Source organism: Streptomyces sp. NPDC002790, from assembly GCF_040295505.1.
GTDB lineage: Bacteria > Actinomycetota > Actinomycetes > Streptomycetales > Streptomycetaceae > Streptomyces.
Window position 1 is genome coordinate 1 of the sequence record NZ_JBEOVM010000011.1, and the last position, 25,781, is coordinate 25,781.

General features: G+C 69.6%; 14 protein-coding genes, 1 tRNA gene and 1 rRNA gene. 12 read left to right on the plus strand and 4 right to left on the minus strand.

What is annotated here, in order from left to right; translation table 11 throughout:
* Positions 1-163: 163 nt before the first annotated feature.
* From rrf to ABT004_RS08590, 3 genes are all read left to right on the plus strand, one after another.
* Positions 164-280: ribosomal RNA gene (rrf, locus tag ABT004_RS08580) — 5S ribosomal RNA — on the plus strand.
* A 119-nt stretch (positions 281-399) separates the two neighbouring features.
* The gene (locus tag ABT004_RS08585) at positions 400-1,065 is read left to right on the plus strand and encodes a DegT/DnrJ/EryC1/StrS family aminotransferase (RefSeq protein ID WP_351333077.1); all 666 of its coding nucleotides are present in this window, start codon (positions 400-402) and stop codon (positions 1,063-1,065) included.
* An 84-nt stretch (positions 1,066-1,149) separates the two neighbouring features.
* A tRNA-Thr gene (locus ABT004_RS08590) sits at positions 1,150-1,222 on the plus strand.
* A gap of 62 nt (positions 1,223-1,284) precedes the next feature.
* On the opposite strand, the gene ABT004_RS08595 is transcribed toward ABT004_RS08590, so the two are convergent.
* Entirely contained in the window at positions 1,285-3,906 is a 2,622-nt protein-coding gene (locus tag ABT004_RS08595; RefSeq protein WP_351332886.1) for a SpoIIE family protein phosphatase, read from the minus strand.
* A 378-nt stretch (positions 3,907-4,284) separates the two neighbouring features.
* Between ABT004_RS08595 and ABT004_RS08600 the strand changes: the two genes are divergently transcribed.
* The 9 genes from ABT004_RS08600 to ABT004_RS08640 all read left to right on the plus strand — a co-directional run bounded on the left by ABT004_RS08600 (position 4,285) and on the right by ABT004_RS08640 (position 18,685).
* Entirely contained in the window at positions 4,285-9,834 is a 5,550-nt protein-coding gene (locus tag ABT004_RS08600) for a HAMP domain-containing protein (RefSeq protein WP_351332888.1), read from the plus strand.
* Positions 9,835-10,108: 274 nt separating this feature from the next.
* Positions 10,109-10,789, plus strand: a complete 681-nt coding sequence (locus ABT004_RS08605) for a response regulator (RefSeq protein ID WP_351332890.1) — start codon at positions 10,109-10,111, stop codon at positions 10,787-10,789.
* 136 nt (positions 10,790-10,925) lie between these two features.
* Positions 10,926-13,703 carry a DNA translocase FtsK gene (locus ABT004_RS08610; protein WP_351332893.1) on the plus strand — a complete coding sequence of 926 codons (2,778 nt, stop codon included), beginning with the start codon at positions 10,926-10,928 and terminating at the stop codon, positions 13,701-13,703.
* Between the two features lie 216 nt (positions 13,704-13,919).
* The gene (locus tag ABT004_RS08615) at positions 13,920-14,774 is read left to right on the plus strand and encodes a helix-turn-helix domain-containing protein (protein ID WP_351332895.1); all 855 of its coding nucleotides are present in this window, start codon (positions 13,920-13,922) and stop codon (positions 14,772-14,774) included.
* Positions 14,775-14,840: 66 nt separating this feature from the next.
* A complete protein-coding gene (gene rimO / locus ABT004_RS08620; protein WP_351332896.1) occupies positions 14,841-16,301 on the plus strand; it encodes a 30S ribosomal protein S12 methylthiotransferase RimO in 1,461 nt (486 codons plus the stop codon).
* Complete coding sequence (gene pgsA / locus ABT004_RS08625) at positions 16,298-16,978, plus strand: CDP-diacylglycerol--glycerol-3-phosphate 3-phosphatidyltransferase (RefSeq protein ID WP_351332899.1); 681 nt, start codon at positions 16,298-16,300, stop codon at positions 16,976-16,978. The genes rimO and pgsA overlap by 4 nt, the downstream gene beginning before the upstream one ends.
* Positions 16,975-17,544: a CinA family protein gene (locus ABT004_RS08630; protein WP_351332901.1), complete on the plus strand. Its 570-nt coding sequence runs from the start codon at positions 16,975-16,977 to the stop codon at positions 17,542-17,544. The genes pgsA and ABT004_RS08630 overlap by 4 nt, the downstream gene beginning before the upstream one ends.
* 109 nt (positions 17,545-17,653) lie before the next feature.
* Complete coding sequence (locus tag ABT004_RS08635) at positions 17,654-18,034, plus strand: helix-turn-helix domain-containing protein (protein WP_351332903.1); 381 nt, start codon at positions 17,654-17,656, stop codon at positions 18,032-18,034.
* 177 nt (positions 18,035-18,211) lie between these two features.
* Complete coding sequence (locus tag ABT004_RS08640) at positions 18,212-18,685, plus strand: Dps family protein (RefSeq protein WP_351332906.1); 474 nt, start codon at positions 18,212-18,214, stop codon at positions 18,683-18,685.
* 462 nt (positions 18,686-19,147) lie between these two features.
* Here the strand turns inward: ABT004_RS08640 and ABT004_RS08650 are convergent, their stop codons facing one another.
* The 3 genes from ABT004_RS08650 to ABT004_RS08660 all read right to left on the minus strand — a co-directional run bounded on the left by ABT004_RS08650 (position 19,148) and on the right by ABT004_RS08660 (position 25,744).
* A complete protein-coding gene (locus ABT004_RS08650; protein WP_351332907.1) occupies positions 19,148-19,924 on the minus strand; it encodes an SDR family NAD(P)-dependent oxidoreductase in 777 nt (258 codons plus the stop codon).
* Positions 19,925-20,041: 117 nt separating this feature from the next.
* Entirely contained in the window at positions 20,042-20,848 is an 807-nt protein-coding gene (locus ABT004_RS08655) for an Fpg/Nei family DNA glycosylase (RefSeq protein ID WP_351332910.1), read from the minus strand.
* Between the two features lie 45 nt (positions 20,849-20,893).
* Positions 20,894-25,744, minus strand: coding sequence for an ATP-dependent helicase (locus ABT004_RS08660; protein WP_351332912.1), 4,851 nt, complete (start codon positions 25,742-25,744; stop codon positions 20,894-20,896).
* Between the last annotated feature and the right edge of the window lie 37 nt (positions 25,745-25,781).

Consider the following 25,781-nt stretch of genomic DNA (forward strand, 5'->3'; position numbering starts at 1 on the left):
TTGATAGGCCAGATCTGGAAGCACCGCAAGGTGTGGAGGTGACTGGTACTAATAGGCCGAGGGCTTGTCCTCAGTTGCTCGCGTCCACTGTGTTGGTTCTGAAACCACGAACAACCCCGTATGTCGGGCCACGACTACGGTGCGGTTGACAGTTTCATAGTGTTTCGGTGGTCATAGCGTGAGGGAAACGCCCGGTTACATTCCGAACCCGGAAGCTAAGCCTCACAGCGCCGATGGTACTGCAGGGGGGACCCTGTGGGAGAGTAGGACGCCGCCGAACTAATTTTAGAGAAAGAGCTGGTCCCCGAACCTTTTGGTTCGGGGACCAGCTCTTTTTTGTTGCGCTTCACCCGTCGTTCACGTCGCCTGGGCACGATCCCTGTCATGGGCACAGTTGAAATGCTGCGAGCCGCAGGTGTCGGTACCGGGGACGAAGTCATCGTGCCGGCCTTCGGGAACGCCGAGGTCGCAGAGGGCGTCGTGCGGGCGGGAGCCGTGCCGGTCTTCGCCGACATTCACCCGGAGACGTACTGCATCGATCCCTCCCACGTTGCCGCCGGCGTGAGCGCACGCACCGCGGCGGTTGTCGCCGTACACCGTTTTGGGCACCGGGCGGATCTTGCTGGTCTGCGGGAGCTGGGCCGGCGGCATGGACTGCTGGTCCTGGAAGAGCCGGGCGAGTCCGAGAAGTCGTACGACGAGGTGGCTCAACGCCGCGTCCACGCCGCCTATTTGAGTGCGAGGCTCACCGGCGTACGGACCCCTGTGGGGGAGGAAGGGCACACCTATCAGCAGTACGTGGTGCGGGTGCCCGGTAATGGGCGGCCGGATCGGGATGCTTTCGCGCGGGTGTTGCGTGGGAAGGGCGTCGAGTGCCGGGTGCCGGTGAAGACGCCGGTGCACCGACTGCCCGGATTGCGATGCGACATCGCACTTCCGGAAACCGAGCTGGCCGCCGACGAGACGCTTGCTCTGCCGATCGAAGCGGCAATGTCGCGGCGGCAGTTGCAACGGGTCGTACATGCCTGCAACGCATTGGGCGGACTACTGCAACCGGCCTTCTAGGACGCACTACTCGGTGGTCCGTAGGGGGTCCAACATCAGGTAAGCTTTGTTCCGTTGCCGAGCGGGAAACCGCGAAAGCGACAGGCCCCTATAGCTCAGTCGGTAGAGCGTCTCCATGGTAAGGAGAAGGTCAGCGGTTCGATTCCGCTTGGGGGCTCGTTCGTTCAAGGCCTCCGCCCATTGGGCGGAGGCCTTTTTTGCTGTCCCGTCCCGGCGGGCTCAGTCGTGGTGCAGGCCGGGCACGCGCATCGCGAGGATCGCCATGTCGTCCGACGGAGCGTCAGCGGCGAAGCGCTCCACCGCGCGCATGATGCGTGCGGCAACGGCCCCTGCCGTGAGGCCCGTACAGGTGGAGAGGACATCCGCCAGGCCGTCGTCGCCGAGCATGCGGCTGCCCTCACGGCGCTCGGTGATGCCGTCCGTGACGCAGAGCAGCACGTCGCCCGGGTCGAGCGTCAGCGTCTGCTCGTACAGCTCCAGGTCGTCCATGACGCCGAGCAGCGGCTGGGGCTCCGCGTACGGTGCGACGGAACCGTCCTGGCGCAGGCGCAGCGGGAGCGGGTGGCCGGCGCAGACCATCTTCAGGATCGCCGAGCCGTCCTCCTGCGGCCACAACTCCCCGTAGAGCAGGGTCAGGAAACGGCTGCGGGCGCCCTCGTCGAGGATCGCCGCGTTGAGGCGCTCCAGGACCGCGGGGCCGCCGAAGCCCTCGCGAGCGAGCAGGCGCAGGGCGTGGCGGGCCAGGCCGGTGACGGCCGCAGCCTCCGGGCCCGTGCCACAGACGTCGCCGATGGCGAAGCCGTACGCGCCGTCCCGGATGGGGAACAGGTCGTAGAAGTCGCCGCCCACCTCGTTGCCCTCGCCGGCCGCGCGGTAGATGACCTCCACCTCGACACCGGGGACGTCGGGCAACTCCGGGGGCAGGAGGCTGCGCTGGAGGGACTGGCTGATCGCCATGCGCTCCGAGTAGAGGCGCGCGTTGTCGAGGGCGAGGGCCGCCCTGCGGCTCAAGTCCTCGGCCAGCTCCAGGATTTCCTGGCGGAAGTGTTCGTCCGTCGGCTTGCCGAGGGTCAGCATGCCGATGACGCGGTTGCGGGCCACCAGGGGGAGCACGACGGTCTCGCCGCCGACCGCTGAGGCCGTCTGGAGCGTCGTGCCGATGCCGGAGCTGACGCTGGCCGGTTCGCCGAGCCCCAGGCTCCTCATGGACGTACGCAGAGCCGCCTGGTGGGCGGCTTCCGCGGGGGCCGCCCAGACGCGGGCGCCGGGAGTCGGGACCGGGTCCGGCGGGGCGATCTTCGAAAGGAGTGCCTTCAAGCCGTCGATACGCTCCTCGTCCTCGTGCAGCACATAGGAGAGGTACGGCTCCGAGGCCTGATCGGCGATCGTGTAGACGGCGCACCACGTGGCGAGGGTTGGAACCGTCATCTGGGCCATGAGCGCCAGGGTTTGGTCCCTGTCGAGCGTTCCCGCCAGGAGGTCGGAGGCTTCGACGAGGAAGCTGAGCGAGCCGCGGCGGAGCTTTTCGAGTTCGCCGAGGCGGGCCGATTCGACGGCCAGCGCGATGCGGTCGGCGGCGAACTGTAGGCGCAGTGCTTCTTCGTTGGAGTAGCGGTCGGGGGATTCCGCCGCCACTCCTAGGGAGCCCGTAAGCCGGCCTTCTACCTTGAGGGGCACCGTGACGACCGAGCGCATGCCCGTGCCGTTCAGGAGCGGGACGGCGCCTGGCACTTGGGTCAGGTCCTCGTGCACGGCGGGCATCCGGGCCGAGCCGTAGCGGTTGGGGCCGACTTCCACGGGCACGCGCGCGAAGCGCTGCCGTGCGGAGGGCAGGCCCGTCGACGCGCGGACCTCCAGCTCCGTCTCGTCGTCCGTGGCGAGCAGGAGGAACGCGGAGTCGCCGTCGAGCATGTCGCGGGCGCGCTCGACGGTGCGCTGGAGCAGCCCGTCGAGGTCGTCGGGGGCCGGCGAGCCGATGAAGACCTCGAACGGGTCGGAGCCCTGGCTGTCCGAGTGCGTCGCGGGGTCGGGCGAGGGGAGGCGCAGCGGGGTCTGGAGGATGGCCCGCTCGTGATCGCGTACCAGGAGGCACACGGTCGACGGCTCGCCGTCGGTGTCGCGGACACGCAGGTGCGAGGCGTACACGGGCGTCACACGGCCATTGGCGGTGCGGATGCCGTAACTGCCCTCCCAGCGCGAGAGCTGCAGCGCCTCGACGATGCCGGTGCTGGTGCCGGGCGTGTGCGGCCATGCCGCGAAGTCCGTGAGGGGCTTGCCGGTGACCTGCTCGGCCGCGTACCCGAAGAGCTCCTCCGCGTCCTCGTTCCACCCGGTGATCGCGCCGACCCGGTCGATCTGGACGACGGCCACGCGGACCCGCTCGTCCGCGAGCGGGAGGAGGTCGATGGGGAGGTTGGGGCCTGCGGCGCGGGTGCCCACCGAGCGCTCGGGCAGGTCGAGTTGGAACCAGACCCGCTTGTGCATGGCCGAATAGTCGACGCCCCAGCGGCCGGCGAGCGCGGCGCAGAGCTGGAGGCCGCGGCCGCCCTCGCGGTCGGGGCTGCCCATGTTCATGCCGGACGACTGAATCGGAATCTCGCGCTCCGGATAGCGGTCGGAGACCTCGATGCGGACGTGATCCTCACTTCGCAGGCACAGAACCTCCGCGGATGTGCCCGCGTGAACTACGGCATTTGTCACGAGTTCGCTGGTCAGGACGACGGCGTCGTCGATGATGTCGGCATGGCCCCACCCTTGGAGGGTGTCGCGCACGAAGGAGCGGGCGGTCGCGACGGATCGCCCGACCGGTTCGAAAGTGGCAGCCGCGCGCGCGGTGATCACAGAACTCCCTGTACGAGTTGTACTCGTTGTCCGAGTGTCGAGGCCCAGGTCTCCCGTACCCATGTCTCGGCCGCCCCTCCGATGCCCGCTCGTTTTTCGCCACCGCCCAGGCCGGGCAGACCGGGGTGGGTGGACAGCCGCTGCCAAGGTTACTTACCTTCGCCGTCCATGCGGATGCCGGTCGTCTGTCTTTCCGCCCGGAGGGTGTGCGGACGGTGTGCGAAGCTGCCGAACTGTTATGGCCTGGTTCAGCCATGGTGAAACACTGGGCAAGCTTCCATAGAAGAACGCATTGAACTGTCGATGCGGCGGTAGAAGCGAATCCGAGAAACCCGAGCTACCCGAGCAGTACAGGTCGACCCCTGCGGGAGGGACACAGTGGAGTCTGGCGCAGCGACGCGGAGCAAAAAGACGCGCGCAGAAGACGGACAGTCCCTGGCAAAACAGCGCAAAACGCGCGGTGGCGGCGGAACGACGACGGTGGATACCGCGGCGCTGAACAGGCTGCTCGCAGGCCTTGTCGCGATGAGAGACGGCAACGCCCGCAAGCGCCTGACCGTCAGCGGCGACGGAGTGATGTCGGAGATCGCGGCCGTCTTCAACGAGGTGGCCGACCGAAATCTGCACCTGACGGGTGAGATCTCGCGGGTGCGCCGCATGGTGGGCCGCGAGGGCAAGCTCACCGAGCGGCTCGAGACGGGCGCCTGTGAGGGTTCCTGGGCCACCGCGATCAATGCGTCCAACGCGCTCGTGGACGACCTCGTACGGCCCGTCTCAGAGGTCGGGAGGGTGCTCTCGGCGGTCGCGGACGGCGATCTGTCGCCCCGTATGGAGCTGCGGGCCCAGGTGCCGGAAGGGAAGCCGGAGGCGCACGGGCATCCGCTGCGCGGCGAGTTCCTGAAGGTCGGCCGGACGGTCAACAATCTCGTCGATCAGCTCTCCACGTTCACCGACGAGGTCACGCGCGTGGCCAGCGAGGTGGGTACCGAGGGCAAGCTCGGCGGGCAGGCGCGCGTACGTGGAATGTCCGGTTCGTGGAAGGATCTCACGGATTCCGTCAACACCATGGCGTACCGGCTGACCGCGCAGGTACGTGACATTGCTCTCGTCACCACCGCGGTGGCCAAGGGTGACTTGTCTCGAAAGGTCACGGTTCACGTCGCGGGCGAGATGCTCGAGCTGAAGAACACCGTGAACACGATGGTGGACCAACTGTCGTCGTTCTCCTCCGAGGTCACGCGTGTGGCCCGCGAAGTGGGTACGGAGGGTGAGCTCGGCGGCCAGGCGCAGGTGCCCGGTGTGGCCGGAGTGTGGAAGGACCTCACCGATTCGGTGAACCTCATGGCCGGCAACCTGACCGCGCAGGTGCGTGGAATCGCTCAGGTCACCACGGCCGTGGCCAATGGTGACCTGTCGCAGAAGGTCACGGTGTCGGCGCGCGGCGAGGTCGCCCAGCTGGCCGAGACCATCAACCAGATGACGGAGACCCTGCGAACTTTCGCGGACGAGGTCACGCGTGTGGCGAACGAGGTCGGCGCCGAGGGGCAGCTCGGCGGTCAGGCCAACGTGCCGGGAGCCGCCGGCACGTGGAAGGACCTCACCGATTCGGTGAACACGGTTTTCCGAAACCTCACAACTCAGGTGCGGGACATCGCCACCGTCACGACGGCGGTGGCCAACGGCGATCTGTCGCAGAAGGTCACCGTCGACGTCGCGGGCGAGATGCTCGAGCTGAAGAACACCGTGAACACGATGGTGGACCAGCTGTCCGCCTTCGGTTCCGAAGTGACGCGTGTGGCCCGGGAGATCGGTGTCGAGGGTGAGCTCGGCGGTCAGGCTCTCGTGCCGGGAGCAGCCGGGACGTGGAAGGACCTGACCGACTCCGTCAACACGGCGTTCCGGAACCTCACCGGACAGGTGCGCAACATCGCCCAGGTGACGACGGCGGTGGCGAACGGTGACCTGTCGCAGAAGGTCACCGTCGACGTCTCCGGCGAGATGCTTCAGCTGAAGAACACCGTGAACACGATGGTGGACCAGCTGTCGAGCTTCGCCGACCAGGTGACGCGGATGGCGCGTGACGTGGGCACGGAGGGCCGACTCGGCGGTCAGGCCCGCGTGGACGGCGTGAGCGGCACGTGGAAGGAACTGACCGATTCCGTCAACTTCATGGCCGGAAACCTGACTTCACAGGTACGGCAGATCGCTCAGGTCACGACCGCGGTGGCGCGGGGTGATCTGTCGCAGAAGATCGACGTGGATGCCCGCGGCGAGATCCTGGAGCTGAAGAACACCATCAACACGATGGTCGACCAGCTCTCCGCCTTCGCCGACCAGGTGACCCGCGTGGCCCGCGAGGTGGGCACGGAAGGCCGCCTGGGCGGCCAGGCCCAGGTGCCCGGCGTCGCAGGCGTGTGGCGCGACCTGACGGATTCCGTGAACGGCATGGCCGGCAACCTCACGGCGCAGGTGCGCAACATCGCCCAGGTGGCCACGGCGGTGGCGCGGGGTGATCTGTCGCAGAAGATCGACGTGGACGCGCGCGGCGAGATCCTGGAGCTGAAGAACACCCTCAACACGATGGTGGACCAGCTGTCGGCCTTCGCCGAGCAGGTGACGCGGGTGGCCCGCGAGGTGGGTACGGACGGCATCCTCGGCGGACAGGCCGAGGTGCAGGGTGTGTCGGGTACGTGGAAGGACCTGACGCAGTCCGTGAACGGCATGGCCAACAACCTGACGCTTCAGGTGCGCAACATCGCCGAGGTCACGACGGCCGTGGCGCGAGGCGACCTCTCCAAGAAGATCACCGTCGACGCCAAGGGCGAGATCCTCGAACTCGTCACCACGGTGAACACGATGGTGGACCAGCTCTCGGCGTTCGCGGAGCAGGTGACGCGGGTGGCCCGTGAGGTGGGCACCGAGGGGCAGCTGGGCGGCCAGGCCCGGGTGCCGGGCATCACCGGCATCTGGAAGGACCTGAGCGACAACGTCAACCTGATGGCCAACAACCTGACCATGCAGGTGCGCAACATCTCCCAGGTCGCCAACGCGGTGGCCAACGGCGACCTGACCCGGCAGGTCACCATCGAGGCGCGCGGCGAGGTCGCGCAGCTCGCCGACACGTTCAACACGATGGTGCGGACCCTGAGTTCGTTCGCCGACCAGGTCACCAAGGTGGCCCGCGAGGTGGGCACGGACGGCATCCTCGGCGGCCAGGCCCGCGTACCCGGAGTGTCCGGTACGTGGAAGGACCTGACCGAATCCGTGAACGGCATGGCCTCGAACCTGACCGGACAGGTGCGCAACATCGCGATGGTCACGACCGCCATCGCCAAGGGCGACCTGACCAAGAAGATCGACATCGACGCGCGCGGCGAGATCCTCGAGCTGAAGACCACGATCAACACGATGGTGGACCAGCTGTCGTCGTTCGCGGAGCAGGTGACCCGGGTGGCCCGTGAGGTGGGCACCGAGGGTCAGTTGGGCGGCCAGGCGCGGGTGCGCGACGTGGACGGCACGTGGCGCGACCTGACCGAGTCGGTGAACGAGATGGCCGGGAACCTGACCCGTCAGGTGCGCGCCATCGCGGCCGTCGCCACCGCGGTGACCCGCGGCGACCTCAACCTCAAGATCGACGTCGATGCCGCGGGCGAGATCCAGGTCCTGCAGGACAACATCAACAAGATGATCTCGAACCTGCGCGACACCACGATCGCCAACGAGGAGCAGGACTGGCTCAAGGGCAACCTGGCCCGTATCTCGGGTCTGATGCAGGGCCGTCGCGACCTCGACGACGTGGCGGGGCTCATCATGAGCGAGCTGACGCCGGTGGTGTCGGCGCAGCACGGCGCGTTCTTCCTGGCGCTGCCGCTGGACGACAGCGCCGACGTGGCGATCGCGGACGAGGACGCGTACGAGCTGCGCATGTGCGGGAGCTACGGCTACTCCATGGGCTCCATGCCGACGGCGTTCCGGCCCGGCGAGACGCTCATCGGGACGGCCGCGCAGGAGCGGCGCACGATCCTTGTGGACAACGCGCCCAGTGGCTACCTGAAGATCGCCTCCGGGCTCGGCGAGGCGCCGCCGGCACAGGTCATCGTGATCCCCGTGCTGTTCGAGGACACGGTGCTCGGTGTGATCGAGCTGGCGTCGTTCACGCCGTTCACGCAGATCCAGAAGGACTTCCTCGGGCAGATCGCCGAGATGATCGCGACGAGCGTCAACACGATCTCCGTCAACACGAAGACGGAGGTCCTGCTGCGGCAGTCGCAGGAACTGACCGAGCAACTCCGTGAGCGTTCCGCCGAGTTGGAGAACCGGCAGAAGGCCCTCCAGGCGTCCAACGCCGAGCTGGAGGAGAAGGCCGAACTGCTCGCCCAGCAGAACCGTGACATCGAGGTGAAGAACACCGAGATCGAGGACGCGCGGCAGGTCCTGGAGGAGCGCGCCGAGCAGCTCGCCGTCTCGATGCGCTACAAGAGCGAGTTCCTCGCCAACATGTCGCACGAGCTGCGCACGCCGCTCAACTCGCTGCTCATCCTTGCCAAGTTGCTGGCCGACAACGCCGACACGAACCTCACCCCGAAGCAGGTCGAGTTCGCCGAGACGATCCATGGAGCGGGTTCCGACCTGCTCCAGCTGATCAACGACATCCTGGACCTGTCGAAGGTCGAGGCGGGCAAGATGGACGTCTCTCCGACGCGCATCGCCCTGGTGCAGCTTGTCGACTACGTAGAGGCCACGTTCCGGCCGCTGACGGCGGAGAAGCAACTCGACTTCTCCGTAAGGGTGTCGCCGGAACTGCCCACTACGTTGCACACCGACGAACAGCGGCTCCTTCAGGTGCTGCGCAACCTGCTCTCCAACGCGGTGAAGTTCACCGACTCCGGTGCCGTCGAGCTGGTCATCAGGCCGGCCGGCGCCGACGTACCGAACGCGATCCGTGAACAGCTCCTGGAAGCGGGCTCGTTGACCGAGGTCGACGGGGACGTGATCGCCTTCTCGGTGACCGACACCGGAATCGGCATCGCGGCCAGCAAGATGCGCGTCATCTTCGAGGCGTTCAAGCAGGCCGACGGCACGACGAGCCGCAAGTACGGCGGTACGGGCCTCGGTCTGTCCATCAGCCGGGAGATTGCCCGCCTCCTGGGCGGCGAGATCCACGCGCAGAGCGAGCCCGGACGCGGCTCGACCTTCACGCTGTACCTGCCGATGCACCCGAGCGAACTGCCGCCCCAGGGGTACGCGCAGCTCGCGCCGACCATCGAACCGGGGGAGCGGCTCGCCCTCGACGCGGCGCCCGAGCCCGCGGAGGTGGTGACCCCGTCCGAGGTGAGGTCCTACCAGGACACCCAGAACGGGCCCGCGGCGCTCTTCCGGCGCCGCCGCAGGTCGACCCCGACGCAGCCCGAGCGGACGACGCTCCAGGGGTCGCCGCAGAGCCAGCCGATGCCCGCTCAGGAGCGCGCGGAGGAGCACTGGGACGGCGGCATGGCGGGTGCGACGGGTGCGGCCGAGAAGAGCTCGCCCACGCCGCGGCGCGGGCTGCTGTTCGGCGGCGAGAAGGTGCTCATCGTCGACGACGACATCCGTAACGTGTTCGCGCTCACCAGCGTCCTGGAACAGCAGGGCCTCTCGGTCCTGTACGCGGAGAACGGGCGGGAGGGCATCGAAGTCCTCGAACAGCACGACGATGTGACAGTTGTGCTGATGGACATCATGATGCCGGAGATGGACGGCTACGCGACGACGACGGCGATCCGTAGGATGCCGCAGTTCGCCGGGCTGCCGATCATCGCGCTCACCGCGAAGGCGATGAAGGGCGACCGGGAGAAGGCGATCGAGTCGGGTGCTTCCGACTACGTTACGAAGCCGGTCGATCCGGACCATCTGCTCTCTGTGATGGAGCGGTGGATGCATGGTGAGTGACAGGAATCCGAAATGTTCAAGATGAGTTGCTGACTGAGTGTGGTCGAAGTCGTGTAGAGGCGCGGGATTCGGGGAACCTTCTGGTCTCCCACCGCGTTTCTGCTACGTGCACGGTGACATCGCGGTGACAGGGTGTGGCGACAGGCGGGGTGCGGCTACCATGACCGGCACAAGGACGGGCGACGCAAGGGAGTCGTTCCCTGGGGCGGCGAAAGGAGCCTCCCCGAGTCCTGCGGACAGGGGCGGCCCCATGCCGGGGCGAGGAGGGCGGGCCATGGTGCAGAAGGCCAAGATCCTCCTGGTCGATGACCGGCCGGAGAATCTGCTGGCGCTGGAGGCCATCCTCTCCGCGCTCGATCAGACACTGGTACGGGCATCGTCCGGGGAGGAAGCGCTGAAGGCGCTGCTCACGGACGATTTCGCGGTCATTCTGTTGGACGTTCAGATGCCAGGAATGGACGGTTTCGAAACCGCTGCGCACATCAAGCGGCGCGAGCGGACACGGGACATCCCGATCATCTTCCTGACCGCGATCAACCACGGACCGCATCACACGTTCCGTGGCTACGCGGCAGGAGCGGTCGACTACATCTCCAAACCGTTCGACCCCTGGGTGCTGCGCGCCAAGGTCTCGGTGTTCGTCGAGCTGTACATGAAGAACTGCCAGCTCCGGGAGCAGGCGGCGCTGCTGCGGCTCCAGCTGGAGGGCGGCGGCAAGGCCATCGGGGACGCCAAGGAGCCCGCCGGGCTGCTCGCCGAGCTGTCGGCGCGGCTCGCCGCGGTCGAGGAGCAGGCCGAGGCGCTGTCGAAGCAGTTGGACGACGAGTCCGCGGACGCCGCGGCGGTGGCCACGGCGGCACACCTGGAGCGCAAGCTCACCGGACTGCGCAGGGCGCTCGACGCCCTGGAGCCCGGGGCGGGCAGCGGAGCGCCCTCACTGCCGTCCCAGAACTGAGGCGGCCGCCCCGGAATCGGGGGCGGCGCTCGGGCTTTGAGGGCACGTCAGTTTTCGCCCCGTCAGTTCGCGACACGATCGGGTGAAGCAGTGGGCACACGTGTCCAAGGTCGGCTCCCCCGGTAACCTCACACCTATGGCCTCACGTCCCGCAGCCAAGAAGTCGCCCGCGAAGAAGACGGCGGCGCCGACCAAGGCTCCGGCGAAGAAGGCCGCTGCCAGAAAAGCCCCCGCGAAGAAGGCCGCGGCCAAGCCGGCGCCCAAGAGGGCACCCGCCAAGAAGGCCGTGGGGAAGAAGCCCGCCCCCAAGGCGGCACCCAATCCGACCGGGGGCCTGTACAAGCTCGTACGAGCCCTGTGGCTCGGCGTCGCGCACAGTGTGGGGGCCATGTTCCGCGGGATAGGGCGTGGTGCGAAGGGGCTCGACCCGGCACACCGCAAGGACGGGCTCGCGCTGCTGCTGCTCGGGATCGGGCTGATCTGTGCGGCCGGCACCTGGTCCAATCTGCAGGGCCCGGTCGGTGACCTGGTCGACATGCTGGTGACCGGCGCGTTCGGGCGCCTCGACCTGCTGGTGCCGATCCTGCTCGGGGTCATCGCCGTGCGCTTCATCCGGCACCCCGAGAAGCCCGAGGCCAACGGGCGGATCGTGATCGGCCTCTCCGCACTCGTCATCGGCGTGCTCGGACAGGTCCACATCGCGTGCGGCTCACCCGCGCGCGGGGACGGCATGCGCGCCATAAGGGACGCGGGCGGACTCATCGGCTGGGCCGCCGCGACACCGCTGAGCTTCACGATGACCCAGGTGCTCGCGGTCCCGCTGCTCGTTCTGCTGACGGTGTTCGGGCTGCTCGTGGTGACCGCGACGCCCGTCAACGCCATTCCGCAGCGCCTGCGCCAGCTCGGCGTGAAGCTCGGCGTCGTGCACGAGGACGCGGCCTTCGCCGAGGGCGTCCCGGACGAGTACGACGACGATTGGCGCGAGGCCGCGCCCGTGCGCTCGCGCAAGCGCCCCGGCGCCCCTGCCCCGGAGTCGTACGACCCGGATCGGGCCGAGGAGGAGGCGTTCGCCAAGCGGCGCAAGTCGCGGCGGTCCGTGCAGCCCGCGATGGAGCGGCCGATGGACGCGGTCGACGTGGCCGCAGCGGCCGCCGCCGCGCTCGACGGGGCCGTGCTGCACGGCATGCCGCCGTCGCCGCTCGTCGCGGACCTCACGCAGGGCGTCTCCGGCGAGAGCGGCGGCGAGAACAGCGGTGAGACGTCCACAGATGGCCGCTCGGCACCCGTCCCGGGGGCCAGAGTCAAGAAGACCCCGGCAGGCGCTCAGAAGGAGCCTGAGCCGACCCCCACGTCCCTCGGCGTGCCGGACCTCACCAAGTCCGCGCCCGACGCGAGGGGGGACCTGCCGCCGCGCGCCGAGCAACTCCAGCTCGCCGGCGACATCACGTACGCGCTGCCCTCCCTTGACCTGCTCACGCGCGGTGGCCCCGGCAAGTCGCGCAGCGCCGCCAACGACGCCGTCGTCGAATCGCTGCAGACCGTCTTCACCGAGTTCAAGGTCGACGCGGGCGTCACGGGCTTCACGCGCGGCCCCACGGTCACGCGGTACGAGATCGAGCTCGGCCCCGCCGTGAAGGTCGAGAAGATCACGGCCCTGGCGAAGAACATCGCCTACGCCGTCGCGTCCCCGGACGTCCGGATCATCTCGCCGATCCCCGGCAAGTCCGCGGTCGGCATCGAGATCCCGAACACGGACCGCGAGATGGTCAACGTCGGCGACGTGCTGCGTCTCGCGGACGCGGCCGAGGACGAGCACCCCATGCTGGTCGCGCTCGGCAAGGACGTCGAAGGCGGCTACGTCATGGCCAACATGGCCAAGATGCCGCACATCCTGGTCGCCGGCGCCACCGGTTCCGGTAAGTCGTCGTGCATCAACTGTCTGATCACCTCGATCATGATGCGGGCGACACCCGAGGACGTCCGGATGGTCCTTGTCGACCCCAAGCGCGTGGAGCTGACCGCGTACGAGGGGATCCCGCACCTGATCACGCCGATCATCACCAACCCCAAGAAGGCCGCCGAGGCACTTCAGTGGGTCGTGCGGGAGATGGATCTGCGCTACGACGACCTCGCGGCCTTCGGCTACCGGCACATCGACGACTTCAACAAGGCGGTCAAGGACGGCAAGCTCACCACGCCCGAGGGCAGTGAGCGGGAGCTGAAGGCGTATCCGTACCTGCTGGTGATTGTCGATGAGCTCGCCGACCTGATGATGGTCGCGCCGAGGGACGTCGAGGACTCCATCGTCCGGATCACACAACTCGCGCGCGCGGCCGGTATCCACCTGGTCCTCGCCACGCAGCGGCCGTCGGTCGACGTCGTCACCGGTCTCATCAAGGCGAACGTGCCCTCCCGGCTCGCCTTCGCCACTTCCTCGCTCGCCGACAGCCGGGTCATCCTCGACCAGCCGGGCGCCGAGAAGCTCATCGGCAAGGGCGACGGCCTGTTCCTCCCCATGGGGGCGAACAAGCCGACCCGTATGCAGGGCGCTTTCGTCATAGAGGACGAGATCGGCGCCATCGTGCAGCACTGCAAGGACCAGATGGCGCCCGTCTTCCGGGACGACGTCACGGTGGGCACCAAGCAGAAGAAGCAGATCGACGAGGACATCGGCGACGACCTGGACCTGCTGTGCGCGGCAACCGAACTGGTTGTCTCCACGCAGTTCGGCTCGACCTCCATGCTGCAGCGCAAGCTGCGCGTGGGCTTCGCGAAGGCCGGTCGGCTCATGGACTTGATGGAGTCGCGAAGCATCGTCGGACCCAGTGAAGGTTCGAAGGCTCGTGACGTTCTTGTGAAAGCAGATGAGCTGGAGGGAGTGCTCGCGGTGATCCGCGGGGAGGCTCAACCCTAAGGTGACCCCTCGAACGACGTCACCCGTACGGGTATCGGAGCAACCGTTTCCTCGTCGGTTACGTCAAGTTGAGGAGGAGGCAGCCGCGTACGTCGCCAGCGGGATGGCGGGCCATTCCGATGGCGTACAAAGTCCGACCGCCCGGTTGCCTCACCCATTCACACCCCCCCTACACTGAACCTCCAGCAGGTGGCTACACGCTCGAAAGGCGCCCCCGTGTCCATCGGCAACTCCCCTGAAGACGACCGCCCTTCGGAAGACCGCACCCAGCACGCGGACGACGACCGGCCGTCGATCGGTCGTGCCCTTGAGCAGGCACGCATCGACGCGGGTCTGTCCGTCGACGAGGTCAGCCAGTCCACCCGGGTGCGCATCCCCATCGTGCAAGCCATCGAGCAGGACGATTTCTCGCGCTGCGGTGGCGACGTCTACGCACGGGGCCACATCCGCACGCTCGCGCGTGCCGTGGGCCTCGACCCCGAGCCGCTGCTCGAGCAGTACGGCGACGAGCACGGCGGACGCCCCGCGCCGACGCCGGCCACGCCGCTGTTCGAGACCGAGCGGATCCGCTCCGAGCCGCGCAGGCCCAACTGGACGGCCGCCATGGTCGCGGCGATCGTCGCGGTCATCGCCTTCGTCGGCTACACCGCCTTCAGCGGTGGTGACAGCGACGGCGGGCAGCAGCAGGCCGCCGAGGGCTCCACCCCGGCGACCGGCAAGCCCACGGCCAAGAAGCCGAGTCCCAGCACCAAGAAGCCCGTCGACCCGAAGCCGGATCCGACCGACAGCGCGATCGCCGCGGCCCCCGCCGACAAGGTCACCGTCAAGGTGAACGCGTCGGAGGGGCGAAGCTGGATCTCCGCCAAGGACCACAACGGGCGGACCATGTTCGACGGGCTGCTGCAGGACGGCCAGACGAAGACCTTCCAGGACAACCAGAAGATCGACCTCGTCCTCGGTGACGCGGGCGCGATCAAGCTGTATGTAAACGGCAAACAGATCGAGGACGAGTTCAGGTCCGGGCAGGTCGAGCGGCTGTCGTACACGAAGGGCGACCCCGAGGTCGGCTGAGCCCGGAGATCCGGCGGTAACCCCTCGCGGCGAGGGCTGTCAGTGGGACGAAGTAGTCTTGATTCCATGCCCGAACGCCGTACCGTCGCACTTGTCACCCTTGGCTGCGCCCGTAACGAGGTGGACTCGGAGGAGCTCGCAGGCCGCTTGGAGGCGGACGGCTGGGAGCTCGTCGAGGACGCCGACGCAGCCGATGTCGCCGTCGTGAACACCTGTGGCTTCGTGGAGGCCGCGAAGAAGGACTCCGTCGACGCCCTCCTCGAAGCCAATGACCTCAAGGGTCATGGCAGAACGCGGGCGGTGGTCGCGGTCGGCTGCATGGCCGAGCGCTACGGCAAGGAGCTCGCCGAGGCGCTGCCCGAGGCCGACGGCGTGCTCGGTTTCGACGACTACGAGGACATCTCCGGCCGCCTCCAGACGATCCTGTCCGGGGGCAACGTGGAGGCGCACGCCCCGCGCGACCGCCGCAAGCTGCTGCCGATCAGCCCGGCCGAGCGCCAGGAGGCGGGCGCCGGAATCGCGCTGCCGGGGCACGCTCCGGCGGACCTTCCCGACGGCCTGGCGCCCGCGTCCGGGCCGCGTGCGCCGCTGCGTCGCCGGCTCGACGGCACCCCTGTGGCATCCGTGAAGCTGGCCTCCGGGTGCGACCGACGCTGCTCGTTCTGCGCCATTCCGTCGTTCCGTGGTTCGTTCATCTCGCGCCGCCCCAGCGACGTACTGAACGAGACGCGCTGGCTCGCCGAGCAGGGCGTCAAGGAGGTCATGCTGGTCTCCGAGAACAACACGTCGTACGGCAAGGACCTGGGCGACATCCGGCTCCTGGAGTCGCTGCTGCCCGAGCTGGCCGGGGTCGACGGGATCGAGCGGGTGCGGGTCAGCTACCTGCAGCCCGCCGAGATGCGGCCGGGCCTGATCGACGTACTGACGGGGACCGACAAGGTCGTCCCGTACTTCGATCTCTCCTTCCAGCACTCGGCGCCCGGTGTGCTGCGCGCGATGCGGCGCTTCGGTGACACGGACCGGTTCCTCGAGCTGCTCGACACCATTCGGGCCAAGGCGCCGCAGGCAGGTGTCCGGTCGAACTTCATCGTGGGCTTCCCCGGCGAGACCGAGGCGGACTACGCGGAGCTGGAGCGCTTCCTGAACGGCGCGCGCCTGGATGCCATCGGCGTCTTCGGCTACTCCGACGAGGAGGGCACGGAGGCGGCGACGTACGAGCACAAGCTGGACGAGGACGTTGTCGCGCAGCGTCTCGCCCGCCTGTCCCGGCTCGCCGAGCAGCTGGTGTCGCAGCGCGCCGAGGAGCGCGTGGGCGAGACCGTGCAGGTGCTCGTCGAGTCCGTCGACGAGGAGGACGGTGTCGTCGGCCGCGGTGCCCACCAGGCGCCCGAGACCGACGGGCAGGTGCGCCTCACGAGCGGCGCCGGTCTGACAATCGGCCGTATGGTCGAGGCAAAGGTGGTCGGCACCGAAGGTGTCGATCTCATGGCCGAGCCGCTGGAGATCGCTGAGGAGGCGGACAGATGACCGGAGTCCCGGCGTCCGCTGCGGGCGGCACCGGCAGGCCGTCGTCCGGAGGCAAGCTGGGTACTGCGGCCGTCCATCAGGTGAGCCTGTGGAACATCGCGAACATCCTGACGATGATCCGGCTCCTTCTGGTGCCGGGCTTCGTGGCGCTCATGCTGACCGACGGCGGGTACGACCCGGCGTGGCGGGCCTGGGCGTGGGCGGCGTTCGCCGTTGCCATGATCACGGATGTTTTTGACGGGCATTTGGCGCGTTCGTACAACTTGGTCACCGATTTCGGAAAGATCGCCGACCCCATCGCCGACAAAGCGATCATGGGCGCCGCGCTGATCTGTCTCTCGTCGCTCGGTGATCTTCCGTGGTGGGTGACCGGCGTCATTCTCGGGCGCGAGCTCGGGATCACGCTGCTGCGTTTCATTGTCATTCGCTACGGAGTCATTCCGGCCAGCCGCGGCGGCAAGGTGAAAACACTCGCGCAGGGCACGGCTGTCGGCATGTACATCCTGGCGCTGACCGGGCCGCTCGCGAGCCTGCGCTGGTGGGTGATGGCGGTCGCCGTCGCGCTCACGGTGGTGACCGGGCTCGACTACGTGAGGCAGGCCGTCGTGCTGCGGCGCGCGGGTCTCGCCGAGTCGAAGGCCGCGGCGCGGGCGTCCGCGGGGGCTGCCGAGAAGTGACGTACGAGGCGGTCGAGGCGCTGCGCCTGTTGACGGAGCGGGAGGAGACCCTCGCCGTCGCGGAGTCGCTCACCGGGGGCCTGGTGGCCGCGGAGCTCGTGGCGGTACCCGGGGCGTCCAAGGCCTTCCGCGGCTCTGTCACGGCGTACGCGACCGAGCTCAAGCACCGGCTGCTCTGCGTCGACGCGGACCTGCTCGCCGCGCACGGGCCCGTGCACCCCGAGGTCGCGCTCGCCATGGCGGCCGGAGTGCGGGACGCGCTGGGCGCGGACTGGGGCGTTGCCACGACCGGCGTAGCGGGGCCGGAACCGCAGGACGGGCAGCCGGTCGGGACCGTGTACGTGGCCGCGGTGGGGCCCGGAGCTGATCATTCCGAAGGTGCGGCGGATTTCGCTGGTAGCCGCAAAGTGGCCGCCCTGCGATTGAACGGCGGCCGGACGGAAATCCGTATGGAGAGTGTACGGAGCGTGCTCGGGCTGCTAGTCAAAGAGCTGGTCGGAGCGCATTCCGGCGAACGTACGGAGAAAGCGCGGGCACAGGATACGGAACAGAACGGGGGGTTTTGATGTTTGCAGCCCTGAGTGAACACGACATCGCTCCCCGCACGGCCGCAGCACGAGGCGGTACGGTGGGGCGTGAAGGATGCGGCTACGCGGTCCGAGGAGGGAGCCACCGATGATTCTGCTCCGTCGCCTGCTGGGTGACGTGCTGCGTCGGCAGCGCCAGCGCCAGGGCCGTACTCTGCGCGAAGTCTCCTCGTCCGCCCGAGTTTCGCTCGGCTATCTCTCCGAGGTGGAGCGGGGGCAGAAGGAGGCTTCCTCTGAACTGCTCTCCGCGATCTGCGACGCGCTTGACGTACGGATGTCCGAGCTGATGCGCGAGGTGAGCGATGAGCTCGCTCTCGCCGAGCTGGCCGAGTCGGCGGCACGGGTGCCGTCGGAGCCGGTGCCCGCACCGGTTCGTCCGATGCTCAATTCCGTCTCTGTGGCCGGCGTCCCGCCGGAACGAGTGACGATCAAGGCGCCTGCGGAGGCTGTGGACGTCGTAGCGGCGTAACGCCTGCGCTCAGCGCTCTGAGCCCAGTTTGAACATGGGGAAAGCCCCGGCCGAGAGGTATCGGCCGGGGCTTTCTGCTGCGCGTTCTGGGTCTGCGTGGGCGAGAGTTGGGCTCGATGTGTCCGTAATCACCCATGTGTGCCATGGTTGATGTTGGTTTCGATACGGAGGTGACGTATGGACGTCGTGAAGAGCCCGCTGCCCGATGGCGACCTGAAGATCGTGGGCGAGGCGCTGCAGGGTGCGCTCGTGGATCTGGTGGACCTGTCCCTTGTCGCGAAGCAGGTGCACTGGAACGTGGTCGGCCCGCGGTTCCGGTCTGTGCACCTTCAGCTCGACGAGGTCGTGGACACCGCGCGGCAGCACTCCGACACGGTGGCCGAACGGGCCTCGACGCTGGGTGTCCCGCCGGACGGTCGCGCGAAGACCGTGGCGGACACGAGCGGCGTGGGAGTGGCTCCCGACGGCTGGGTGAAGGACACGGACGCGGTGGGGACGCTCGTGGACGCGCTCGGCGCGGTCATCGCGCGGATGCGTGCGCGGGTGGACGCGACCGGCGAGGCGGATCCCGTGAGCCAGGACATCTTCATCGGGATCACGGCCGACCTGGAGAAGCATCACTGGATGTTCCAGGCGGAGAACCGGGGCTGAATCGGGGCTGATCCGGGGCTGAACGGGGTCGAGAGTCCCGGTGGCCCGCCGCCTCGCGTGTCCTGCGTGCTCTGAGTGTCCTGTGTGCTTCGGATGCTTCTGGGTGTGGTGCTGAAAGCGCGGGGCAGATTGGTCGTGGTCCGTGGTCCCGGAGGTCGACGGGCGGAGGTGAGCGGTCGGTGGCACGGCCTGGGTGGTGGATGCTCCGGTGGGCGCCGGCCGTCGTGTGCGGGGCGCTGTGGTGGTGGGGCGCCTTGCGGCTCGTCTTCGCGCCGGGCTCAGGGTTGTTCGAAGGGGCGCTCGTCGCCGGAGGTTGGGGGCTGAGCCTGCTGCCGGTGCACGCGCTGCCGAAGGCGCGGGCGGCCGGCGTGGCCGGTGCGCCCGGGCGGCACGGCGCGCGGCGCGTGCGGACGCGGGCCGTGCGCGCCGGGCGCGAGGCCGCCGGCGGGGTGTGGCGGCTGGTCACCAGGGCATGGCGACGCCCCCGTTCGGGCGGAGGATCTGGCCCGTCGTGAACGACGCGGCGTCCGAGGCGAGGTGCAGCACCGCGTGCGCGATGTCCTCCGCCTCGCCGACCCGGCCGAGCGGTGACATGCGCACCATCAGGGCCTCGGTGTGGGCCTGCGCGCTCGCGTCGTGGCGGGTCGTCATGGGTGTTCGGATCCAGCCCGGCGCCACCGCGTTGACGCGGATGCCGTGCGAGCCGATCTCCGTGGCCAGCGTCTTCGTGAGCTGGACGACGGCGGCCTTCGCCGCGCCGTAGCAGAGCAGTCCCGGACCGCCGGTGTCGACCGCCCCTGAGGCCATGGTGACGATGCTGCCGCGGGTGCCGGCCGCGATCATGGTTCGGGCCGCTTCCTGGCACGCGTACAGGACGCCCTTGAAGTTGATGGCGAGGACGCGGTCCAGGTCCTCTTCGCGTGTCTCCAGGACCGTGCTGTTGTGCATGACCCCGGCGATGGCGGCCATGATGTCGAGGCCGCCCGAGGTGGTGGTGGCGCTCGCGACGGCTTCTGCGATCTGGGAGTGGTCGGCCACGTCGAGGGTGTGGGTGTGGGCCGTTCCGCCGCTCTCCTTGATGAGGGCCGCTGTCTCGTGCAGGCCCTGTGCGTCGCGGTCGGCGCAGTGGACGGTGGCTCCCGCCTGCGCGAGGAGCGTCGCCGACGCGCGGCCGATGCCGCTCGCCGCGCCGGTGACGAATGCGGTGCGTCCGGTGAGGTCGTACGCAGTGAGGGGCATGCAAGGGACCGTACGAGGTTGTCTGACGGGTCGTCAATTGCCGTGCGGTGGTTGTGTTTTGTGGGCCTATTGCGGTGCGGCGTGAGGTCGGTGCGCGAGGTCGGTGTGCGCGGTCCGCTACGCCGTGGGGGCCGGGCCCTGTTGGCAGTGCGGGCACCAGTACGTGGGGCGTTCGCGGGAGCCGTCGCCCTGGTCGGCCGTGCGGATGGGGGTGCGGCAGCGTAGGCACGGGCGGTGGGAGCGGCCGTAGACGTAGAGGCGTTCATCGGGGCGGGGGCGGCCGGTGGTGACACGGGCGGGGCGGTCGCGGTTGGCCTCGAGCAGCTTCTTCGCGAGGAGGGGGAGGCGGTTGGCGGCCTCGGCGGGCAGCTCACCGACCGGGAGCCACGGGGTGACGCGCAGCAGGAAGCAGAGCTCTGACTTGTAGATGTTCCCGATGCCTGCGAGGTTCCGCTGGTCGAGGAGGGCCTCGCCGAGGGAGCGGGCGGGGTCGCCGAAAAGGTTGCGCAGCGCGGTGTCCGGGTCCCAGTTCGGGCCGAGAAGGTCGGGGCCCAGGTGGCCGACGGCCTTGGACTCCTCGGTGGTGCGCAGCAGTTCCAGGACCGGGAGCCGGTAGCCGACCGCTGTGCGGGTCTCGGTGCCGAGGATCGCGCGGATCTGGTGGGCCGGGCCGCCGCGCCAGCGCTCGCCCGGCGCATAGACCTTCCACGAGCCGTCCATCCGCAGATGCGAGTGCAGGGTGAGGCCGCCCTCGATCCGGGTCAGCAGATGCTTGCCGCGCGGGGTGACCTCGAGGACCGTGCGCCCGGTGAGGTCTGCTGTGGCGTACCGGGGGACACGCAGGTCGGAGCGGGTGAGCACCTGGCCCGCGAGGGCGCTGTGCAGCCGCTTCGCCGCCTGCGCGACCGTGTCTCCTTCGGGCATGGGGTCAGGGTAGGCGGGTCGGAGTCGCTCGGGCGGGCGTCACCGTCAGGCGCGCAGGCGCAGGCCGCGCGGTGTCGCGTGGAATCCGGCTCCTTCCAGGAGAGGGGCATACGGGGACGTGAGCGCGGATTCCGCGTTGACGCGCTCGACCGTGATCGTGCCGAGGACGCCCGAGCGGGCGGCTTCGGCGAGTGCCTGCGCCGCGGCGGGCATGCGGGGCTCCTCCGCGAGCTGGGCGGGGGTGAGGGCAGGGCTCGGAGTGCGCGCCCCGGTCGTGGTCCCAGCCGCTTCGGAAGCAGAGGTGGTGGGGTCCGGGGAGGTGTGGGCCGGGTCGGACGCGGACCAGGCCAGGAGGGTCTTGCCACCCCGCTCCATGTAGAGCGTCAGCTCGCCGTCGACCAGGACCACCAGGGAGCCTGCCTTGCGTCCCGGCTTGTGCCCGGGCTTCTGGCCCGCGCCGGCGGGGGGATCGGGCCAGGGCAGAGCGGCCCCGTACGCGTTGGCCGGATCGGCCGCCGCCAGGACGAGGGCGCGGGGCGCGGCGGTCCTGCCCTTGCCGGCGGGGGCGTCGACCGGGGCGTACGGATCCGGGGGAGCGGCGCCGCGCTCCTGCGCGTTCGCTGCCGCGCGCAGGCGGTCCACGGCGCCGTCCATGGCGAACTGCGCCGCGCCGAGACCCTCCACCACGTAGCCACGCCGTGCCTGGCCGCTCTCCTCGAAGACGGACAGCACCCGGTACGTCGCCGAGAACCCGCCCTGGACGCCTTCGGCGGCCACCGCTCCCCGGGTGACCACTCCGTGGCGGTCGAGGAGCGTGCGGGCCAGGGTGTGGGCGCGCATGGTCGGGTCGGGCTCCTGGTCGGGCAGCAGTGACCAGCGTCCCGCGACTGTGGGCGGGCCGGTGCGTGACGTGGGACGGGCCCCCGCGGTGATGCCTCCGTAGCGGCCGCGCGGCACGGCTCTGCGCGCCCGGTGCGCGGTGGAGCCGGCGGTGCGCCCGGAGCCGAGGACGGCGCGCATCGGGGCCAGTGTGTCGTTTGTGAGGCGGCCCGACCAGGCCAGCTCCCAGAGGGCGTCGGCCAGTTGGGGATCGGTGACCTCGAAGGGGGTGCCTCGCTGGCCCTCGAGGCCTTGAGGGAGGGGCGTGGCGCGGACCTGGTCGGCGATCTGGCGGAAGAACAGGCCGTAGCCGCCGGAGAGCGCGTCCAGGACCGACTGATGGAGCGGCGTGAGCTCCAAGGGATGCGGGGACGGAAGGAGCAGCGGGGCCGTATCGGCGAGGTAGAGGCTGACCCAGCCGTCCTTGCCGGGCAGCGAGCCGGCGCCAGCCCACAAGACCTCGCCGGACGCCGTGAGTTCGTCGAGGAGTGCGGGCGCGTAGCCGGAGACGCGTGAGGGCAGGACGAGCTTCTCCAGGGCGGAGGCGGGCACCGAGGCGCCCTGGAGCTGTTCGACCGCCCGGACCAGCCCGTCGACCCCGCGCAGGCCGTGCCCGCCCACGTGCTGCCACTGGGGCAGGAACTGGGCGAGCGCCGCGGGCGGCACCGGCTCCAGCTCATGGCGCAGCGCGGCCAGTGAGCGGCGGCGCAGCCTGCGCAGGACCGTGGCATCGCACCACTCCTGGCCGATGCCCGCCGGGTGGAACTCGCCCTGGACGACCCGGCCGTTGGCGGCCAGGCGCTGGAGCGCGCCCTCCGTGACCGCGGCGCCGAGGCCGAAGCGGGCCGCTGCCTGCGTGGAGGTGAACGGGCCGTGTGTGCGGGCGTAGCGGGCCAGGAGGTCGCCGAGAGGGTCCTTGACCGGCTCGGTGAAGGCTTCGGGGACGCCGACCGGAAGCGCCGTGCCCAGGGCGTCGCGCAGGCGGCCCGCGTCCTCGATCGCCGCCCAGTGCTCGGTGCCCGCGATCCGTACGCGAATGGCGCGCCGGGCGCCCGCCAGGCTCTCGGCCCAGCCGGTCTCGGCGCCCCGCTCGGTCAATTCCTCGTCCTTGAGCGGTCCGAGGATGCGAAGCAGATCCGCGACGCCTTCGGCGTCCTTGACGCGACGGTCCTCCGTGCGCCACTGCAGCTCCTGTTCCAGGTCGGTGAGGACCTCGGCGTCGAGCAGCTCGCGCAGCTCGGCCTGGCCGAGGAGCTCGGCGAGCAGGCGGGAGTCCAGGGACAGCGCGGCCGCGCGGCGCTCGGCCAGCGGTGAGTCGCCCTCGTACAGGAACTGCGCCACGTATCCGAACAGCAGTGAGCGGGCGAAGGGGGAGGCCTCCGGGGTGGTGACCTCGACGAGGCGGACCTTGCGGGACTCGATGTCGCCCATCAGCTCGGCGAGTCCCGGAACGTCGAAGACGTCCTGAAGGCACTCGCGGATCGCTTCCAGGACGATGGGGAACGAACCGAACTCGCTCGCCACCTGCAGCAGTTGGGACGCTCGCTGGCGCTGCTGCCACAGCGGGGTGCGCTTGCCGGGGCTGCGGCGGGGCAGCAGCAGCGCGCGGGCGGCGCACTCGCGGAAACGTGAGGCGAACAGGGCGGAGCCGCCCACCTGGTCGGTGACGATCTGGTCCACGTCACCCTTGTCGAAGGCGACGTCGGCCGCTCCGATGGGGGCCTGCTCGTCGTCGTACTCCATACCCGGCTTGGCGGGTTCCTGGTCCAGGAGGTCCAGGCCCATCAGATCGGCGTCCGGGAGGCGCAGCACGATGCCGTCGTCGGCATGCATCACCTGGGCGTCCATGCCGTACTTCTCGCTGAGCCGGGCGCCGAGGGCCAGCGCCCACGGAGCGTGCACCTGGGCCCCGAACGGGGAGTGGACGACGACGCGCCAGTCACCCAGCTCGTCCCGGAAGCGCTCGACCACGATCGTGCGGTCGTCGGGGATGTGGCCGCAGGCCTCGCGCTGTTCGGCGAGATACGACAGGACGTTGTTCGCGGCCCACTCGTCGAGTCCCGCCGCTGTGAGGCGCACGCGCGCGTCGTCGGGCTTCTGGGAGCCGACCTCGCGCAGGAACGCGCCCAGCGCACGGCCCAGCTCGAGCGGGCGGCCCAGCTGGTCGCCCTTCCAGAACGGGAGGCGGCCGGGGACGCCCGGGGCGGGCGAGACGAGGACACGGTCGCGCGTGATGTCCTCGATGCGCCAGGAGCTGGTGCCGAGCGTGAACACGTCCCCGACCCGGGACTCGTAGACCATCTCCTCGTCGAGCTCTCCGACGCGGCCGCCGCCCTTCTTCGGGTCGGCTCCCGCGAGGAAGACTCCGAAGAGACCGCGGTCGGGAATCGTGCCTCCGGAGGTGACGGCGAGGCGCTGCGCTCCGGGGCGGCCCGTGACGGTGCCGGCGACGCGGTCCCAGACGACGCGCGGCCGCAGCTCGGCGAAGGCGTCGGAGGGGTAGCGGCCCGCCAGCATGTCGAGCACGCCTGTGAACGCGGACTCGGGCAGTGAGGCGAACGGGGCGGCGCGGCGGGCCAGCGCCAGCAGATCGTCGACCTGCCAGGTGTCCAGGGCCGTCATCGCGACCAACTGCTGCGCGAGCACATCCAAGGGGTTCGCCGGGAGGCGCAGAGCTTCGATGGCGCCTGAGCGCATGCGCTCGGTCACGACCGCCGACTGCACCAGGTCACCGCGGTACTTCGGGAACACGACCCCCGTGGAAACCGCGCCCACCTGGTGTCCCGCACGGCCCACGCGCTGCAGCCCCGACGCGACGGACGGGGGCGACTCCACCTGGACGACGAGGTCGACCGCGCCCATGTCGATGCCCAGCTCCAGGCTCGACGTGGCGACCACGGCGGGGAGCCGGCCCGCCTTCAGGTCCTCCTCGACCAGCGCACGCTGCTCCTTGGAGACCGAGCCGTGGTGGGCACGCGCGATGACCGGGGGAGCGCCCTTCGCGGCGCCGGATTCCGCCATCAACTCGGCCGGGGAGTGATCCTCGGGAAGAGGCTCGCCGGTGGCGCGCTCGTAGGCGATCTCGTTCAGACGGTTGCACAATCGCTCGGCGAGACGGCGGGAGTTGGCGAACACGATGGTCGAGCGATGGGCCTCGATCAGGTCAGTGATCCGCTCCTCCACGGAGGGCCAGATCGAGGGGCGCTCGGCTCCCTGGCCCCCGGCGTCGGCGACCGGCGAGCCGCCCAGCTCTCCCAGGTCCTCGACCGGGACGACCACCGACAGGTCGAACTCCTTGCCGGACGGCGGCTGGACGACCTCCACCCGGCGCTGCGGCGAGAGATAACGCGCCACCTCGTCGACCGGCCGGACCGTCGCGGACAGGCCGATGCGGCGGGCCGCGCGGGGCAGCAGCTCGTCGAGCCGCTCCAGGGAGAGGGCCAGGTGGGCGCCGCGCTTGGTGCCCGCCACCGCGTGCACCTCGTCCAGAATCACCGTGTCGATGCCCACCAGCGCTTCGCGCGTGGCCGACGTGAGCATCAGGAACAGCGACTCCGGCGTCGTGATGAGGATGTCCGGCGGGCGCGTGGCGAGCGCGCGGCGCTCGGCCGGCGGGGTGTCGCCGGAGCGGATGCCGACCTTCACCTCGGGCTCGGGCAGCCCCAGGCGGACGGCCTCCTGGCGGATTCCCGTGAGCGGGCTGCGCAGGTTGCGCTCCACGTCCACCGCGAGGGCCTTCATCGGGGACACGTACAGGACCCGGCAGCGCTTCTTAGGGTCGGCCGGCGGAGGTGTCGACGCCAGCTGGTCGAGCGCCGCGAGGAACGCGGCGAGCGTCTTGCCCGATCCGGTGGGCGCGACGACCAGCACGTCCGAACCCTCGCCGATCGCCTTCCACGCCCCGGCCTGCGCGGCTGTGGGCGCGGAGAAGGCGCCCGTGAACCAGCCGCGGGTCGCGGGGGAGAAGCCGCTGAGGGCCTGCGAGGCGCTGTGGGCCTCTTGCCTGGACCTGACCATGCCCCCATCCTGCACCCCGCCACTGACAACGGCGGTG